General features: G+C 65.7%; 11 protein-coding genes. 3 read left to right on the top strand and 8 right to left on the bottom strand.

What is annotated here, in order from left to right; genetic code table 11:
- Positions 1-21 precede the first annotated feature (21 nt).
- The 7 genes from AAGA68_11735 to uvrA form a co-directional block, all read right to left on the bottom strand.
- Positions 22-1,617, bottom strand: coding sequence for an amino acid adenylation domain-containing protein (locus AAGA68_11735; protein ID MEM9385724.1), 1,596 nt, complete (start codon positions 1,615-1,617; stop codon positions 22-24).
- A 19-nt stretch (positions 1,618-1,636) separates the two neighbouring features.
- Complete coding sequence (locus AAGA68_11730) at positions 1,637-2,794, bottom strand: acyl-CoA dehydrogenase family protein (GenBank protein MEM9385723.1); 1,158 nt, start codon at positions 2,792-2,794, stop codon at positions 1,637-1,639.
- 38 nt (positions 2,795-2,832) lie between these two features.
- Complete coding sequence (locus AAGA68_11725) at positions 2,833-3,906, bottom strand: ornithine cyclodeaminase family protein (GenBank protein ID MEM9385722.1); 1,074 nt, start codon at positions 3,904-3,906, stop codon at positions 2,833-2,835.
- 20 nt (positions 3,907-3,926) lie between these two features.
- Positions 3,927-6,065 (bottom strand): TonB-dependent receptor, encoded by a 2,139-nt coding sequence (locus AAGA68_11720; protein MEM9385721.1) that lies wholly within the window; start codon positions 6,063-6,065, stop codon positions 3,927-3,929.
- Between the two features lie 355 nt (positions 6,066-6,420).
- Complete coding sequence (locus AAGA68_11715; GenBank protein MEM9385720.1) at positions 6,421-7,608, bottom strand: aminotransferase class V-fold PLP-dependent enzyme; 1,188 nt, start codon at positions 7,606-7,608, stop codon at positions 6,421-6,423.
- Positions 7,605-8,525, bottom strand: a complete 921-nt coding sequence (locus AAGA68_11710; GenBank protein MEM9385719.1) for an EamA family transporter — start codon at positions 8,523-8,525, stop codon at positions 7,605-7,607. The genes AAGA68_11715 and AAGA68_11710 overlap by 4 nt, the downstream gene beginning before the upstream one ends.
- A complete protein-coding gene (gene uvrA / locus AAGA68_11705) occupies positions 8,522-14,212 on the bottom strand; it encodes an excinuclease ABC subunit UvrA (GenBank protein ID MEM9385718.1) in 5,691 nt (1,896 codons plus the stop codon). The genes AAGA68_11710 and uvrA overlap by 4 nt, the downstream gene beginning before the upstream one ends.
- A 148-nt stretch (positions 14,213-14,360) precedes the next feature.
- On the opposite strand from uvrA, the gene AAGA68_11700 reads away from it, so the two are divergent.
- Positions 14,361-16,511 carry a 3-hydroxyacyl-CoA dehydrogenase NAD-binding domain-containing protein gene (locus AAGA68_11700; protein ID MEM9385717.1) on the top strand — a complete coding sequence of 717 codons (2,151 nt, stop codon included), beginning with the start codon at positions 14,361-14,363 and terminating at the stop codon, positions 16,509-16,511.
- 175 nt (positions 16,512-16,686) lie between these two features.
- Positions 16,687-17,403, top strand: coding sequence for a histidine phosphatase family protein (locus AAGA68_11695; protein ID MEM9385716.1), 717 nt, complete (start codon positions 16,687-16,689; stop codon positions 17,401-17,403).
- On the opposite strand, the gene AAGA68_11690 is transcribed toward AAGA68_11695, so the two are convergent.
- The gene (locus AAGA68_11690; GenBank protein MEM9385715.1) at positions 17,400-17,774 is read right to left on the bottom strand and encodes a VOC family protein; all 375 of its coding nucleotides are present in this window, start codon (positions 17,772-17,774) and stop codon (positions 17,400-17,402) included. The genes AAGA68_11695 and AAGA68_11690 overlap by 4 nt on opposite strands.
- Positions 17,775-18,052: 278 nt before the next feature.
- Here AAGA68_11690 and AAGA68_11685 point away from each other — a divergent pair, with 278 nt between their 5' ends.
- Positions 18,053-18,526 (top strand): FHA domain-containing protein, encoded by a 474-nt coding sequence (locus AAGA68_11685; GenBank protein ID MEM9385714.1) that lies wholly within the window; start codon positions 18,053-18,055, stop codon positions 18,524-18,526.
- Positions 18,527-18,593 lie beyond the last annotated feature (67 nt).

Here is an 18,593-nt window from a genome sequence, read left to right as displayed (position 1 = left end):
GCGCTTGTGCTCGACCGGGGCTCAAGCAGGCTGCGCGTTGTTGTTGTCGCTGTGGGCTTCCGCCAGCTGGCGTAGCGCACGTCGATCCACCTTACCCGAGGTGGTGCGGGGAAACTCGTCAACGACCGTCAGTGCTACGGGTATAGCATAGGCGGGCAGGCGCGCCTTGAGCGCGCGCTGCAGGGGTGCTGCCTCGAGCTGCCCGCCTGATGCCTGACGAGCCGAGGCGTGCACGGCCAAGGTGCCGGTGCCGTCGGTCACCGGGAACACGGCCGCTTCCTCTACCCCTTCGCAGGTCGCCAACGTGGCTTCGATCTCATCCAGATCTACGCGGCAGCCACGGGTCTTGATCAGGCGGTCCGCCCGACCGAGGAAGTCGAAATTGCCATCGTCACGGCGGATCACGATGTCACCGGTGCGATAGAAGCGATCCGGGGAGCAAGCGGGATAGCGTGAGACGTCGTGATAGGCCTTCGCCATTAGGTCCTCACGATTCCAATAGCCGCGCATCATGGTGGGGGCCCGGATCGCGAGCTCTCCCGTCTCACCCCGCGAGACCGTCCCGCCGTCGGCGTCGATGACCAACGCCTCTACGTTGTCGTAGGGCGTGCCGATCGGCAGCGACGGCGCATCGTCCGCTTCGATCGGCGGCACGTAGTAGCGGGTACAACCATTCACCTCCGTCGGGCCGTACACGTTGCAGAAGGAGACGTGAGGCAGGAGCTGCTGCAGGCGACGCAGGTGCTTGATGGTCATCGGCTCACCGCCGAAGAGCACGCGCGTGAGGGCCGGTAGGGGGCGCTCCTCGAGGGCCCGGCTGGTCACCAGCTGAATCAGGGCGAAGGGCACCGTGTAGAAGAGGGTTAGGGCCTCCTCCTCTAGCAGCTGCGCAAGGCTCGCGGGCATGCGCGCGTGCTCCTCGGGCACCATCACCATGGTGCAGGCGGCAAGGACGCCAGCGAAGTAGTCGAGGGTGGAGAGATCGAAGTGCAGAGGGGCGTAGTTACTGATGCGATCTTCCGACACCAGCTGGTGTTCGGTCGCTGACACCTCCGCCCAAGCCAGAGCGCTGCGGTGGGCGTGCATGATGCCCTTGGGCGTGCCCGTCGAGCCGGAGGAGTAGAGGATGTAGCAGGGATCTTGCTCGGTGACCGGCACGGCGGGGCCGTGCTCGCGGGCGCCGGCGGCGATCTGCTCCCAGGTGAGGCCTTCGCCGCCCTCTTGCTCCACGCCGATCACGTGCGCAAGCGTCTGAGTCGCCTCGCTGAGCTGGGCGAGCTGGCGACGACGCTTCGGCTCACTGATCAATACCGCTAGGCCACAGTCCTCCACGATGAAGGCGTGCCGCAGGGCTGGGGCACCGGGGTCGAGGGGCACGTAAGCGGCGCCGGCCTTCATGATGGCGTGGATGGCCACGGCACACGCGACGCCCTTGCCGAGAAGAACGCCCACGCGATCGCCACGACGCACCCCGCGGGCCACCAGCTCGTGGGCGAGCCCGTTCGCTTGGCGCACGAGGACTTCGTAGGTGAGGGCCTCACCCCGGCAACGCACGGCTTCGCGCGAGGGCTCGCGAGCCGCCGCATCGTCCACCAGGCGATGGAGCAGGTGGCGCATGGCTCGCCCTCGCCTCGCCCTACACGCCGAGCAGGCGCGCGATGACCTGGCGTTGGATGTCCGAGGTGCCGGAGTAGATCACCCCCCCGGCGGCATCGCGCAGGTCGCGCTCCACGCCCGCTTCGGAGAGATACCCTTTACCGCCGTGGATGCGGATGGCGTCCAGGCTCGAGGCGACGAAGGCCTCCGAGATGTGCAGCTTGGCCAAGGCGGCCTCGGCGGCCGACGCGCCACCGTTGTCCATCGACCACGCGGCGCGATAGAGCAGCAGGCGAGAAGTCTCCAGACGTAGCTTCATTTCCGCCAGGCGGTTGGAGATGCTCTGGTAGTTGGCGATCGGCTGACCGAACACTTCGCGCTTGCGGGCAAAGGCGACGCACTCGTCGAGCTGCCGTGCCATGGAGCCGACGTGGCTCGCGAAGATGAAGCTCCGCTCCCATTCCATCGAGTGCTGGAAAATGCTCTGCCCGGCACCGGCGGGGCCGAGCATGGCGTCCGCGGGCACTCGACAATTCTCTAGGGTGAGCTCGCCCATCGGGGCGGTGCGCAAGCCCATCTTCTGCTGGGGCTCTCCCCGCGTGAAGCCCGCCGTGCTCGCTTCGACGAGGAAGGCCGAAAGCCCCCACTGGCCGAGAGACGGATCCGTGGTAGCGAATACTATTGCTAGGTCGCAGGTGGGACCGAGCCCGATGTAGGTCTTGTGGCCGTTGAGCACGTACTCGTCGCCGTCTCGCTCAGCCACCGTGCTGAGGCCAAAAGCGTTAGAGCCAGAGGCCTCCTCCGTCATGCCGTGGGCACCGATGAGCTGACCGTTGGCGAGCCCCGGCAGGTAGCGCTGCTTCTGCTGCGGCGTGCCGAAGGTCTGGATGGGCTCCTGCACGGCCCAGATCTGGCCGTTCAAGCCGAGCGTTAGGCCATTGTCCGGGCACCCGTAGCCGATCGCCTCAAGCACCATGATCGTATCGACGGTGTTCAGGCCGCGGCCGCCATATTCCGTGGGGACGTTTAGGCCGAGCACGCCGAACTCGGCGCACTTGTGCCAATCGCCGCGCCAGTCGCTCTCGTCCTTGGCGCCGCGGTGGTCGCGCGCCACCAGGTCTGCGCCGAGTTCGCGGCTGGCGAAGTCGCGCGCCGCGTCGATGAGCTCTTGGCTCTGCGGGTCTACGGAGAAGTCCATCGTCTCTCGCTCTCAACTCTTCCCTAAGTACCGAGCGCTCAGCTCACCACGGCGGCTACCGCCTGGTCTACCTCGGCGAATTGATACGGGTTCAGGGGGTCGTCACTGATCGACTCGAGTTCGAGCTCGAGGCCTAGGTTGAACTGCTCCGCCCACTCTAGGGCTAGCTCCAGGGCCACGTGGTCCTCGAGGGCGAAACCGGTGGAATCGAACACCGTGAGGCGATCCTGATGGGCCTGCATGGTAGCCGCCTGCTTGGTGATCTCGAGTAGGTCGGGGCCGATCTGGTCGGCCTCGAGGCGCTGGCACTCCCCTTCCTTCATCGCCTGAGGCGCGTAGTCCGGGCACACGAGTGCGCGCTGCAGCAGCGCAATCGGCAGCTCCGTCTTGCCCGGGAAGTCGGCGCCGACGGCGTTGACGTGCAGCCCGGGCTGGCAGTTGCCATCGTCGACTACGGGGCCCGCACCGGCGGCCACGGAGGTGGCCGTGACGAGCATGTCCGAGCGCGCCACGATCTGCTCTGGCGTGGCCGGGACGATGTCGAGGGCGCGCGGTGACAGGCCCGCCACGCGCTTGGCGAAGGACGCTACCGCGGCGCCATCCACGTCGTAGATCAGCACCTGCTCCAGGGGGAAACAGCGGCTCAGGGCGTGTAGGTGACAGACCGCCTGAGCGCCGACGCCCACAATGCCCAGCACGCGACTGTCCGGCCGCGCGAGGATCTGACTGGCCACCGCCGAGGCGGCCGCCGTGCGCACGGCGGTGAGGAAGGTAGCGTCGCTCAGCCCGATGAGATGGCCCGTATCCGTGTCGTAGGCACCGACCGTGGAGAGGATCGTCGGCACCTGGAAGGCGCTCGGGTTGCGCGGGTGGTAGCCCACCATCTTCACGGTGACCCGACGCCCCGCCTCCATCACGGGCATCCACTCGATCAGGCCAACCCGGGGCTGCTCGTAGGTGTACCCGTCGCGCACGCGCACCTGGAAGCGCTGCGTGTCGAACTCGCGACAGGTCTGGGCCAAGCGCTCGATCATGCGACCCATGATTTCGTCCAGTCCAACCTCGGCGACGAGCGCCGCGAGGTCCTGGCTCCTTATTATTCTCGTCTTCATAACTTGACCCAGAGCCTTCCCTAGAATCGCAGAGTGAACGTTGCCCTTAGCTGGCGCGGCTCCACCGGATGGATGTGCACGTCTTCTACACCTTCACCGCTGCTGCCAGCGCCGCAGACCGCCTGCGGGTCCGTCGGTAGGCAAGAAGCGAAGAAGTAGGAGATGTCCGGGTCGTTGGAGTCGAACAGGTTGAAGGCATCGACCGCCACTTCGAAGCGCTCGCGACGGTAGCCGGCACGCAGGTTCACCACGGAGGTGGAGTCGGCCATCACGCTGCCGTCTTCGGTCAGGGGGCTATCGCCGAAGTGGCGGAAATAGACGCCGCCGAAGGGGCCGCTCGGCAGGTCGAAGCTGAAGCCGCTGGTGATCACCCGACCGACGGAGCCCGGGATCTCATCGCCGTTGTCGAACTCCGAGTCCGTGAAGGCGATGTCCGCATCGAAGGTGAGGAACCGGTTGATGCGGTAAAAGTTGCTCCACTCTACGCCCACCCGGCGCGAGGAGCCGCTCGGCTCCGTGGTGCCCGCATCGCCGACGAACAGCAGCTCCGAGTCCAACTCCAGCCACCAGACGGCGAGGGTCGATTGGAGGCCGGGGATGGCCGCCGTGCGAACACCCACCTCGGCGCCACGCGACTGCACCAACGGAGTGACGGGATCGGCGGGTTCGCCGCTGGCGGGGTCGATTCGGGTGACCGTGCCGCGCGCGTCGTTGCTGTGGAAGGCCTCGCCCGCGTTCAGGTAGATCTCCGTGTCGCGGAAAGGCCCGAACACCAGGGTCGCCTTGGGCTGCACCAGGCCATCGCTTTCGTCGCCCACATTGGCGGCGATGTTGCTCTCGTCGATATCGAACCAATACTGGTTCGCGCGCAGGCCCAAGGTGGTGCGCATCCAGGGCGTTAGCTCAATAGTGGTGTCCGCGTAGACGCCGATATTGGTCTGGCTGCCCTCGTCCTCGCGCACCGTGGAGAACGGGTCGCGTGCCACGCTGCGCAGGAGGGCCACGTCGTAGATCTCGTCGTGGCGCAGCTGCGTGCCCACGCGGGTGACCCATTCGCGGCCGAAGAGTTGGTTGGTGAACTCGTACTCGAAGCTACCGCCCACGATTAGGCGCCGATCGCGCTGGGTGATCTGATCGCCGTTCTCGGGATCGTCGAGGAAGTAGGTGAAGTTCGAAAAGAGTTCGAAGTCCGAGGCGACGGCGTAGGCGTTGCCGCGGAAGCCTCCGCCGTTGGCCGGATCGCCAGCAAACTCAAAGTTGAGGCTGTAGCGCTCGCTCTCACCGCCCAGCGTCGGGTCGATATTACCTAGCGGTGAAATTAGGCCTTGCTCGATGGCACGGGTAGGCACCTGATCCGTGGAGTTCCAGTCGGCCGCGTAGGCAGAGGCGGACAGAGAGAGAAAGGTGTCACCGACGTGGCCGGAAATGCGGGCGAAGCCGTTGACCTTTTGGGCATCGTTGTCGAGTTCCCAGGGGCCGTCGTACTGCTGGAGCTCCAGGGCGGCGAGGATGTTGGCGTCGCCAGCGAACTGCTTCGACCCGGCGAGGACCGTGCGGTAGAAGCCGAATTCGCCCAAAGTGGCCTCGATGACAGGCGAGGCCAGGGAGTCCTGGAGCGTGTAGCGAGCGTAACCGGCGGAGGAAAAGTCGCCGATGTCGGCGTAGTAGGGGCCCTTGCCGAAGTCGACCGTCTTCACGAGCTCGGGAATGATCGGGTTCAAGTCGAGGTAACCCTGGCCATGGCCGTGGGTCGGCAGGTTCAGGGGCACGCCGTCGACAAAACCGGCGAAGTCTGTGCCGTGATCGAGGTTGAAGCCGCGCAGGAAGTACTGATTAGCCTTGCCGGGCCCCGAGTGCTGGGTCACGGCGGCGCCGGGGATCGCCTCGAGCAGCTCGCCCACGCGCAGGGTGGGCCTCGCGGCGAGATCGTCCTGTCCGATAAAGCCCTGGGAAGCCGAGGTGGCGACGCCGATGAGGCTAGTGGAGCGGCCGGTGACGATCACCTCTTCGTCCACATCCTCTTCGTGGGCGTAGGCGCCCCCGGCGCTGAGCAGCGTGGCGGCGAGCAGCACGCTGGCGAGGTGGCGCAGCGCAAAAGCTGAGTTCGAGTCCGTCGTGGAGTCGTCCGGTCTGGCGCCGGATGCTGGTCTGGTACGCACGTCCATGTCCTCTGTGTGTTTTTGCGGCTGCCTTCTATTCGCTGGCAAGGCCGCGTCCGATCCTCGTGGGTTCCAGTCTATAGCCGAGATGTAGCAATGAGGCGACGAACGGTCGTTTATACGCGAACAACGACGGCAGTCTTGGGGTGGCGGCAGCTATTGCGGCGGTTATGTTTGATCGACGAGCGTTTCAGCAATCAACGCCGCTAGTGTCCTGCGTTGGGCGTTCATCGCGACACGTGCAGGGGATTTCGTTCCTGGGCGCAGCGTGGCAACGTGCGCGGCAGGCCTCCCATGAGGAGAAGAAACCGGCTTCTGGGGGAAGCGGCCTCAACGAACTTCTAGCTCGAGACGATCAACACAGCGGAAGCAGCGAGGCGATCAGGCGATCGATCTCCGAGGGCGTGTTGAAATAATGCACGGACGCACGCACCACCGCCGTGAGTCCGCGCTGCTCGAACCATACGAGGTTGCCGGAGCCACTCGCCACGGACACGTTCACGCCTCGCTTGCCCAGCCCGGCCTTGAGTGCCTCCGCCTCGCGCCCCGCCACCGTAAAGGTGACGATGCCGCAGCGCTCGTGGCCGCCATCCACCACCTCGACACCGGGCACACCCCCGAGAGCACCGCGCAGCGTTTCCGCCAGGTACTGCACCCGGGCGTAGATCGAGGCGAGGCCGAGATCTGAGGCATAGCGTAGGGCCACGGCGAGCGCCGCCTGGCCGGCGCAGTAGCGCTCCCAGCACTCGAAGCGTCGGGCGTCGTCGCGCATGGTGAAGCGCTCGGCCGAATTCAACTCGGCCGCGTGCTGGTCGAGGAAGGGCGGATCCAACCGATCGAGAAACTCACGGCGCACGTAGAGCAGCCCCGTGCCGCGCGGGCCGCGCAGGTATTTGCGACCGGTGCCGGAGAGCATGTCGCAGCCCAGGGCCTGCACGTCCACGGGCATTTGGCCAAGGGATTGGCAGGCATCGAGGAGGTAGGGCACCTCGTGGGCCCGCGCCAGGGCGCCCACCGCTGCCGCCGGATTGACCAACCCGTTGCCCGTCGGCACGTGGCTAAGGGCGATCAGTCCGACCGGCCGGGAACGATCGCCGAGCCGTTGCGCCAACCACTCGAGGTCGACGACGCCGGCCTCGTCATCCGCCATGAACTCCACCGTAAAGCCGCGTCGCGCGGCCTGGTGTCGCAGGGCGATGACGTTTGAGCCGTACTCGCTAAGGGGCGTGAGCACCGTATCGCCCGCGCCCAATGCAAGACCGTAGAAGGCCATGTTCCAGGCGCGGGTGGCGTTTTCAACATAGGCCACCTCGTGCGCCTGGCAGTTGAGCAGCTCAGCGGCGGCACGGTAGAAGTCCTCGAGCTCATCACGCCGCGCGGCCTCCACCTCGTAGCCGCCCCGCAGCTCTTCGTCGCGCAACCAATCCGTCAGGCGATCGACCACGGGCGCGGGCATGAGCGAGGCGCCAGCGTTATTGAAGTGGCAGCTGTGCTCGAGGCCTCGCGTGTCACGACGGACTTGCTCCAGGGGGAACTCGCTCACGACTTGCGCCCCTGCACAGCGGTGGCGACATCAGCGCCCGGCGCAGACGCCGGCCGCCGTAGGATCACCACGTTGCCGAGGAGCGCCAAGGACACGCCGGCAAGCAGCCATGGCGTCACGGCGAGGCCCTCGAACAGGGCCGAGAGGATCAGCGCGACAATCGGGAACATCACGACCACGTACCCAGCCCGGTGAGCCCCGATGCGTCCCAGCAGGGTCAGGTAGGTGCCGAAGGCGATCACCGAACCGAAGACCGCAAGGTACACGAGGGAGATCACGTAGGCAGGAGACGAATCGAAGGTGAATGCATCGCCGCGTGCTAGGGCGAACAGGAGCTGCCCCAAGGCGCCGTAGGCCATACCCCAGGCATTGCTCTGCACCACCGGCAGCGACTGCCTGGAGCCCCACTGCGCGGCCATATTGCCGAAGGACGCAATCGTAGCGCCCACCAACGAGTACATCACCCCGATCATCACGCTGCCGCTGAACCCCGTGGTAGCAAGCTCCGGCCAGAACAATACGACGATCCCCGCCAGGCCCAAGACTGCCCCCAGCCACACGCGCCCCTCGATGTGGGTACCGAAGATGAGACGCGAGTTGATGATGTTCACCCACAGGAGCATGGAGAACAGGATGGCGTTCAGGGCAGAGCTGATGTGGAACTGCGCCTGGTAAGCCGCCGCGTAGTTGAGGCCGAACAGGAGCAGACCGAGAAGCAGAAACACCCGATGGGCGCGCCAACCGAAGCGCATCGGCAGGCCACGCCACCAGCACCAGGCGAAGAGCACGGCCGCTGCCAGCACGTAGCGGTAGACCAGCGACACCGCTGGGCTTACCTCGCCGAGCTGAAACTCGATGGCGAACCAGGTCGAGCCCCAAATCAGCACGGACGATAGGTAGAGGAATAGATCGCTCAAGCGCCGCCCCGTTCGCTCAAAAACCCGCGCAGGGCAGCACCCGTGAGTGAGGCACGCTTGCGCGCCGCCACCGCCTCCGGCGTGCCGCGGGACACGATGCGCCCGCCCCCTTCCCCGCCTTCGGGGCCAAGATCGATCACCCAGTCAGCCTCGGCGATCACATCTAAGTTGTGCTCGATCACGATCACCGTGTTGCCCGCATCCACCAGGCGATGGAGCACGCGGATCAACTTCTCCACATCCGCCATGTGAAGACCCACGGTGGGTTCATCGAGCACGTAGAGCGTGCGCGGCAAGGAGCGGCGCGCGTGACCGCCGGGTGCAGCACGCGCCAACTCGAGCTGCTCGATGCTCGGCGCCTTGGCCAACTCCGTCACCAGCTTTATGCGCTGCGCCTCACCGCCGCTTAAGGTGGGGCTACGCTGGCCAAGGGTGAGATACCCAAGTCCTACGTCCTGCAGCAAGCTGAGGGTCTTGAAGAGCTTCGGATGAGACTCGAAAAAGGGCGCCGCCTCATCAATGCTCATCGCCAGCACATCGGCGATGCTCCGATCGCGGTAGCGCACGGCCAGGGTCTCGCTGTTGTAGCGCGCCCCGTCGCAGCGCTCGCAGCGTACTTCCACATCCGGCAGGAAGTTCATCTCCACCTTGCGTACGCCCTGCCCCTCGCAGGCCTCGCAGCGCCCGCCGCGCGTGTTGAAGGAGAAGCGGCTCGGCGTGTAGCCGCGGATACGCGCTTCGGGCGTGTCCGCGAAGAGGCGACGGATGTAGTCGAAGATGCCCACGTAGGTGGCCGGGCAGGAGCGCGGTGTCTTGCCGATCGGCGTCTGGTCCACCTCGAGCACGCGATCGATGTGCTCCGCGCCTTCAAAGGATCCGCAACCGAACAGGACCGGCGCCTTGCGTTTGGGCTTGCCCGTCCCAGCGATGAGATTCGTAAGGTTCCGGTACAGCACGCCGCGCACGAGGCTGCTCTTGCCACTGCCGCTCACACCGCTCACACAGACCAGACGCTGCAGGGGTAGCTCAACGCTGACGTTGCGAAGGTTGTTCAGGCGCGCGCCGGCGATGCGCAGAGAATGCTCCGCCCTTGGCCGCCGCGCCATCAGCGGGTGCACGAGGGGCTTGGCCAGGAGCTGCCCCGTCACCGAGCGCTTGGCGCGCGCCACCTGCTTCGGCGTTCCCTGAGCCACCAGCTCACCGCCGCGCGAGCCCGCGCCAGGGCCAAGGTCGATGACATGGTCGGCAGCGCGTATCGTGTCTTCGTCGTGCTCCACCACCACCACCGTGTTGCCCTTGCGTTGGAGCTGCTGCAGCGTGTCGAGGAGCATCGCATTGTCGCGCGCATGAAGGCCGATCGTGGGCTCATCGAGGATGTAGCACACGCCGCGCAGATTGGAGCCGAGCTGCGAGGCGAGGCGCAGGCGCTGGGCCTCACCGCCGCTCAAGGTAGGTGCTGGACGATCGAGGGCGAGGTAACCGAGCCCCACCTGCTGCATGAAGTCCAGACGCGCTCGCAGCTCCGCTAGCACGTCGCGGGCGATCTCCTCGTCTCGACCGCTCAGCCTGAGGCGGTCGAAGAACGTACGGGCCGCGGCTACGGACATCTCGGTGAGATCGGCGATTGAGTGATCGCGGAAGCGCACGCTAAGCGCTTCGCGGCGCAGGCGCTTGCCATTGCAGCTCGGACACACTTCGGGCTCGCCATCGTTGACCGCCGCTTCCGTGACCCAACTGCCCTCTTCGCCGCTCACGTCCTCGTCCATATCGCGCAAGATCTGCCCGGTACCGAAGCAGCTCTCGCACCACCCGTGGCGCGAGTTGTAGGAGAACAAGCGGGGATCGAGCTCCGGGAAGCTCTTACCGCAACCGGAGCAGGCGCGGCGAGTGGAGTAGAGCACCTCGTCGTCGCGGTTCGCATCGGACCGGTTCGCCTTTTTCTTCCGCTTCTTCCTTCCCGTAGCGCCCGGCTCTCCCGCACAGCAGGACTTTTGCACCGGCGCGATGCGTGCCAAACCGCCGCCGTGCTCCATCGCCTCGCGAAGGGCTTCACGCAGCGCGTCACGATCGCTCACCTTCACCCTGAGCTGTCGCACGGGAAGGTCGATGTCATGCTCCTGGAAGCGTTTGAGCCGGGGCCAGTCGTCGGTTGGGGTGAGCACGCCGTCGACGCGCAGGTGCTCGTAACCGCGACCCGAGGCCCACTTGGCGAGGTCCGTGTAGTACCCCTTACGTGCAACGACTAGGGGCGCGAGCACGCTTACCTCTTGCCCGCGGTAGCGCGAGAGCACCTGGCCGAGCACCGCCTCCAGCGTTTGTGGCTCGATCGGAATATCGCAGTCCGGGCAGTAGGCCGTGCCCAGCTTGACGAACAGCACGCGCAGGAAATGGTAAAGCTCGGTCATAGTGGCCACCGTGCTCTTAAAGCCACCGCGGCTGGTGCGTTGTTCGATGGCGACCGTCGGCGGAATACCGTGAATTGCATCCACATCCGGCCGTGTCGAGGGTTGCACGAATTGGCGCGCGTAGGCGTTCAGCGACTCTAGGTAGCGGCGCTGGCCCTCACCGAACAGGATGTCGAAGGCGACGGTGCTCTTGCCGCTGCCACTCACGCCGGTGATCACCGTGAAGCGATCACGCGGCACCTCGACGTCGACACCCTTCAAGTTGTGCTCACGGGCGTTTCGAATGCCGATAGCCTTGGAACGCCTTATCCGAGCGGGTGCTTGCTTTGCAGCAGCTGGGGAACGCTTCGCCTTGGCGGCAGCACGCACAGCAGCATCGGCGTTGCGCAGGGACTTCCCGGTGTGGGAGGCGCGCGCCTTGCGAATGGCGGCTGGCGTACCCGCGAACACCACCTCGCCACCGGCTGTGCCACCTTCCGGTCCCAAATCGATCAACCAATCCGCCGCGTCGATCACGTCCAGGTTGTGTTCGATGACCACCAGCGAACCGCCGTCCTCCACCAACGCCGCGAAGGCGCGCAAGAGCACGCTCACATCCTCGAAGTGAAGGCCTGTCGTCGGTTCGTCGAAGAGATAGAGCGTGCTGAGTCCATGGTCTTCGTCACGCTTACGCGAACGGCGACGTTTGGCCGCCTCGGCGAGATGACCCGCCAACTTCAAGCGCTGTGCCTCACCCCCACTGAGCGTCGGTACGGGCTGACCGAGGCGAACGTAACCAAGGCCTACATCCACCAGCGGCGCCAGGGCGCGCTGCACTTCCGCCTGGTCGGAGAACACGGCGAGGGCGTCTTCCACCGTCAGCTCGAGGACGTCAGAGATGCTCCAGGAGGCATCGTTTCCATCGTCCCGCGACCAGCGCACCTCGAGCACATCTTCGCGATAGCGCTTGCCATCGCAGGTGGCGCAGCGTAAGTACACGTCGCTCAGGAACTGCATCTCCACGTGTTCGAAGCCGGTGCCTCCGCAGTCGGGACAACGGCCGTCGCCCGCGTTGAAGCTAAAGGCGCCGGCCGTGTAGCCGCGTGCCTGCGCCAGCGGGGTGGCGGCGAAGAGCTTGCGGATGCCGTCGAAGGCGCCTACGTAGCTGGCGGGATTCGAGCGCGTGGTCTTGCCGATCGGCGATTGATCCACGAGCACCACATCGCGCAGCTGCGCGGCGCCCTCAACACGCTCATGGCTGCCGGGTAGCTCCGTAGCCCGCCCGAAGTGCTTGGACAGGGCGCGGTAGAGCACATCGTGAATCAGGGTCGATTTGCCGCTGCCGCTTACCCCAGTCACGCAAACGAGGCGTCCGAGCGGCAAGCTCACGTCAATGTTGCGCAGGTTGTGCTCGCGCGCGCCGAAGACGCGCAGATCGCCAAGATCCTCCTGGCGCAGTATCGGTGCATAGGGCGTAAGGTCTGGCGGCTCGCCGCGCAGGTGCGGTGCCGTGGCGCTGCGCGTAGAGCGCAGGAGCTGCGTGGGCGTGCCTTCGAAGACCACCGTACCGCCTCGCTCGCCGGGCCCGGGGCCAATGTCGACCACGCGGTCTGCGGCGCGAATCACGTCGGGGTCGTGCTCGACGACGAGCAAGGTGTTGCCTGCGTCACGCAGGCGATGCAGCACACGGACCAGACGGTCGACGTCGCGGGCGTGCAACCCTATGCTTGGCTCGTCGAGAACGAACAGGGCATTGACCAGCGAGGTGCCTAGGGCCGTCGTCAGGTTTATTCGCTGTACCTCCCCACCACTCAAGGTTCGCGACTGGCGATCGAGGCTCAGGTAACCGAGACCCACGTCGCTCAAGAACCTCAAGCGCGAGCGGATCTCCTCGTAGAGCAACTCCATCGCCTCGTCGGCTTCGATCGCTATGGCGTCGAAAAACGTGCCGAGGTCATCAAGGCTGAGCTGCATCAGGTCGTGCACACACAGCCCGGGCAGCTTCTCGCGCTGGTCGCGTGGCAGGAGCGGCAGATCGAGGTCGTCGGTGGCCACGGGCTGAAAGCGCTGAGCGGGCGGCAGCACCGCATCGGCTTGCTCTTGCGTACCCAAGCGCCAGGCGAGCGCTGGGCGCTTCAAGCGGGCGCCGCCGCAAGACTCGCAGGTGTCGTAGCTGCGGTAGCGCGACAGCATCACCCGCACGTGCATGCGGTAGGCGCGGCCCTCGAGCCAATCGAAGAAGCGACGCACGCCGTACCAGTGGCCACCATCCCAGTCGCCATCGCCCTCCAACACCCACGCGCGCTCGGCGTCCGTGAGATCGCACCAGGGCGTGTGCATATCGATGCCGACGCGCTTAGCGTGCTTGGCAAGATCACGCTGACACTCGCGGTAGCTCTTGCTCGTCCACGGCTTGATCGCGCCCTCGGCGAGGGACAGCGACTCGTTGGGGACCACTAGGGCGTAGTCGATCCCCATCGTGCGACCGAAGCCGCGGCAGCTATCGCAGGCCCCGATCGGTGAATTGAAAGAGAAGGTGTTGGGAACGGGTGTCTCGTAGTCGATATCGCAGTGAGCGCAGTGAAACTGATCGGAGAAGTGCGCCGTGTCCGCGGCCTCGCCGTGCTCGTCCAGTAAGCGCACGAAGGCCCGGCGGCTACCCCGACGTAGCGCGGCCTCGAGGGCTTCCACCAGGCGTCCCCGATTGTCGGTCCGCAAGCGCAGTCGATCCTGAATTACCTCCAGGCGCCCATCGCTCACCGCGGCGTAGCGCGTGTAGCCCTGGGCCTTGAGCAGGGCTTCCACCTCCTCCTGGGTGAAGTTCTCCGGCACGCGCACGTAGAAGCCGACGATGGCTCGCACCTCGCCGTGCGTGTCGATCAACTCGCCGGCCGCCTGCACGGGATCGTCCTTGCGCACCGGCCGGCCGCAGCCCTCGCAGTAAAGCTCCGCCATCCGCGCGAAAAGCAGCTTTAGATGGTCATTGAGTTCGGTCATCGTGCCCACGGTGGAGCGCGAGGTCCGCACGGGGTTGGTCTGATCGATAGCGATGGCCGGCGGGATACCCTCGATCCGCTCGGCGCGCGGCTTATCCATGCGATCGAGGAACTGGCGCGCGTAAGGCGAGAAGGTCTCTACGTAGCGTCGCTGCCCTTCGGAGTACACCGTATCGAAGGCGAGCGAAGACTTGCCCGAGCCGCTCACGCCGGTGATGACGATAAGCTGGCCCAGGGGCAGATCGATATCGACACCCTTCAGATTGTTCTGACGGGCGCCGCGGACGAGGATGGCGTCTTGGGTCATGGCGCTCGCGAGGGCCGCACGCAGGACAGGCGACGATAGGGGGGCGGTCTGCGGCCGGTCAAGGCTTGACACAGGGCGGTCAACGGCCCCGTTTTCCGCGATAATCCCGTCCTTCCCGAAGCTGTTGGCAATGCAGGAGTCTGGACCCGTGAACGATGTCGTACGCTTGGAGTGGCCGAGCCTTCAGATCGGCTTGATTCGCGTGGCTAACCCCCCGGTGAACGCCATCTCCCACGCTGTACGCCTGGGCCTGGTGGCCGCCGTAGAGGAGGCAGCCAAACGAGCCGAAGCGCAGATGCTGGTGCTCGCTTGCGACGGGCGTACCTTTATGGCGGGCGCCGACATCCGCGAGTTCGGCAAGCCCTGGGAACCGCCTGGCCTGCCAGAGGTTGTCGATGCGCTCGAAGCCTCACGCTTGCCCATCGTGGCGGCAATTCATGGCAATGCCCTGGGCGGGGGCTTGGAAGTTGCGCTCGGCTGCCACTTTCGGGTGGCGGTCGCAGGGGCGCGCCTCGGTTTCCCCGAGGTCAACCTCGGCCTGATCCCCGGTGCTCAGGGCACACAGCGGGCACCGCGCCTGATGGGGGTGAGCGACGCGCTCGGCATGATTGTCACGGGCAAGCCTATTCGCGCCGAACGGGCGGTCGAGCTCGGCCTGCTCGACGCGGTGGTGCCACTCGAAGCAGGAGAAGACGGACCGGTCGCCGCTGCCATCGCCTTCGCCGCCGCCCACAGCGACCAACCCCCACGGCGCCTGAGCGAAGTCGCGGTACCCGCCCTCGATCAGGCGCCAGCCGTGCTCGATGCTGCCCGCGAACGGCTCGAGCGGGAGGCGCCTGGCCAGACGGCGCCGGCCTTCGCTGTGCAGGCAGTGGCCACCCTCCTTGAGCACGGCACAGGCGGCACACGGGCGGCCTTCGACGAGGGCGTCGCCGTCGAGCGGGACCTATTCCAGCAAGCGCTCGCGTCACCCCAGTCCGCGGCCCTGCGACACGTATTCTTCGGCGAGCGCGAAGTAGCCCGGGTGCCCGGCGTCGATCGGGAGACATCCGTGCGCGAGATCCGCCAAGCGGCAGTGATAGGTGGCGGCACCATGGGCACTGGGATCGCCATTTGCCTTCTGGATGCGGGCGTCGAGGTCTGCATGGTGGAGCGAGATTGGGCACCACTTACCAAGGCCTTCGACGCCATTCAAGCGCACTACGAAAGGGCCGTGACGAAGGGGCGAATTCCCGAGGCGGTGGCCGAGCAGCGCACTCGCCAGCTACGGGGCGAGCGTGACCTCGCCGCCCTGGGCGATGTGGACCTGGTGATCGAGGCGGTCTTCGAGGACATGTCCCTAAAGCAGGATATTTTCCGTCGCCTCGACGGGATCTGCCGCGACGGTGCAATCCTCGCCACCAACACCTCAACGCTGGACGTGGATGAGATCGCCGCGGTGACCTCGCGCCCTAGCGACGTGCTTGGCCTGCACTTCTTCAGCCCTGCCAACGCAATGCGCCTGCTGGAGATCGTGCGCGGGGCTAAGACCGACAACGAGGTGCTCGCCACCGCACTAAAACTCGGCAAGCGCTTGCGCAAGGTCAGCGTAGTCTCCGGTGTCTGCCGTGGGTTCATCGGCAACCGCATGGTGGACCCGTACCTGCGGGAGATGAACCAGCTGCTGCTCGAGGGTGCATCTCCAAGTCAGATCGATGCGGCAATGGAGACCTTCGGCTGTGCCCTTGGGCCGTGTAAGGTGAGCGACCTTGCGGGTATCGACGTCGGCTATCGTATTCACCAGCATCTCCCGGAAAGACCGGCCGACCCAGGCTTCTTCGTACTGGAGGGAGCGCTGGTCTCCCGCGAGCGCCTCGGGCAGAAATCCGGCGCCGGCTTTTACCGCTACGAGCCCGAGGCCCCCTACAGGGCGCTCCCGGACCCGCAGGTGGATGCCCTGATCGCGCAGACCGCTGGAGATCTTGGCATCACCCGTCGATCGATCGACGCCGAGGAGATCGTTGAACGCTGCCTACTCGCACTGATCAACGAAGGGGCCCGCGTTCTCGACGACGGCATCGCCCTGCGATCGGTCGATATCGACATCATCTACGTGAACGGCTACGGATTTCCCGCCTGGCGCGGCGGTCCGATGTTCCACGGCGACACCCTGGGCGCCAAGCACGTGAGTGCGCGCCTACGCGCACTCGGCGAGCGCCTTGGCAACGAGCACGGCTACTACGACGTTGCACCCCTCGTGCAACGCTTGGCCGACACAGGCGAGTCCTTCCAGTCAGTCAAGGCACCGGGCCTGAAGTAGCACGCGTGGTTCGCCCGCTAACGCTCGGGCGAGCACGGCCGACGCACGGAAAGGCAAAGATACTCATGTTCGGCCAACGCTGGCCGGCAGCGCCGCAGCGAACGGCTTTGTTAGGAAGAGCCACAAGGCAGCGTCGTAGTAGACTGGGCACTTCGAACACACGGCACGATGCTCAATGGCTGATCTGATACTCGTTCGCCACGGACAAGCGAGCTTCAACACCGCCGACTACGATCGCCTGTCACCGCTGGGCACCCAGCAGGCTGAGGCGTTGGCGCAATTCTGGCTCTCGCGAGACATCGCGTTCGATGAGGTAGTCACAGGAACCCTGGCGCGCCAGCAGCAGACCGAGCGCACCTTCGCGCGAGTCTACGCCAAGGCGGGCCTGGCTTGGCCTACGCCCTCGGAGTTGTCCGGTCTCGATGAGTTTCCGGCGGAGAAAGTGGTGCGCAAGCTCACTCCAGAGCTTTGCCTGCGCGACCGTGAGGTGAGGCGCCTGTACCGGCGCTACGCCCGCGGTGGTGATGATGCGGATGAGGCGCTGATGGGGTTGGTCATGCGTGTTTGCGAGTACTGGGCGCGCGGTAGTGTGGCCACACCGGTCTCACCGAGCTGGCCGCAGTTTCGTCAGCAGGTGGAAGATGTGCTGGGCGCCTTACGCGAGCGCACGGCGCTGGGCCGCCGGGTGCTAGCGGTGACGTCCGGCGGAGTGATCAGCGTGGCCATGCATCTGGTCAGTGGCGACTCACTCGAGGAGGCGATCGCGCACAACTGGAACATCCCGAACGCATCGCGCACGGCCTTTTGCCGAGCTGAGCAGGCAGGAGAGCTCCTCCTGACCGAACGAGCCGCGGTGGACCATCTGGAAGACGCGTTACAAACCCTGCGCTAGGCGAGCTCGCGCTCGCGCCGACCGCGACTCGCGGGTTGCTCGCCCGTGTCCGTGCCCACCTGATCGACCAGGATCGGGTTGCCGTCCGGATCCGATAGGAAGAAGTGCGACCCAAAGGTATCGTCGGGAACCTCTACGCCGTTGCCACGCAGCTGCTCGATCACCCGCCCGAGACTGCTGGGGCGGAAGGTGAGCACATTCCGGGGGAACATTCCCTGGAACAACCCAATGCGCGCGGAGCCGTTGGATAGCACGACCCAGTTGTCAGCGCGATGATCATCCACGACCTCGAAGCCCAAGCTGCGATAGAACGCCAGCGAGTCACCGAGGTCTCGGACGGAGAGACTTACGGAGAAGGGGCCCAGCTGCATACGTGTACTCCTGCCAGACGAGGCGACAAACGCAACTTGCGTTCCAGCTCCTGTTGTCGGTGCGTTTGACAGAAGCTTTAGGAAAACGGCGCTTAGTTGATACCCGGCTCACAGGTTAGCCGAGCATCCCAGCGGGCCCGAGTGACGAGAGTGCGAACGAATTAACGGTTCCGCCGGCCGGCAGTACGCGACCATGTTTGGGCCGGGACACCGCTCGGAGCCGAGCTTCGGGCATCCCGATTGGCGTATCCACAGCAGCCATCCAGAGGTGCGATTAGATGAGTGCGGTTCCCCTCGGCGTGCCCGGCTCGTCGGGCGAGACGAGCAACGAGAGCGGCAGGAGCTATGGACGGCCTGGCCTGCGTATCACCCTTGGAGGCGAGGAGCTTCAACGCGTGGCGCTCGACAAGCGCATCGTGACCGTTGGCCGGCACCCGGACAACGACGTGGTACTCGACGCGGACGGCGTCAGCCGACACCACCTGCAGATCATCACCGTGCAAGGCGAGAGCCTGGTGGAAGACCTGGGCAGCCGTAACGGCACCTACGTCAATAACGCCTGGATGCGTGTGCGCCAGCTACGCAGCGGTGACGAGATCGTGGTGGCGAAGTTCAGGCTGCGCTTCCTGCGCTACGAGCCGGATGCGGGCTTCGACGTAGATCAGCTCTTGCGGCGCTGGGGTCTTGCCTCGGCCCGCAGCAAGGCGATTCCCACGGTCTGTTCGACTTGCGGGGCCGCTCGAGACGACTAAACAAAGCGGGGCGAATACCGGTCGCCCGACATCCGCCCCGCAATCGAGGAGTAGGCTCGGCGGAAGA

Source organism: Pseudomonadota bacterium, assembly GCA_039193195.1.
In the GTDB taxonomy this organism is placed as follows: domain Bacteria; phylum Pseudomonadota; class Gammaproteobacteria; order Steroidobacterales; family JBCBZW01; genus JBCBZW01.
The sequence above is the reverse complement of the archived record's forward strand: the minus strand, read 5'-3'. Positions and strand labels throughout refer to the sequence as shown.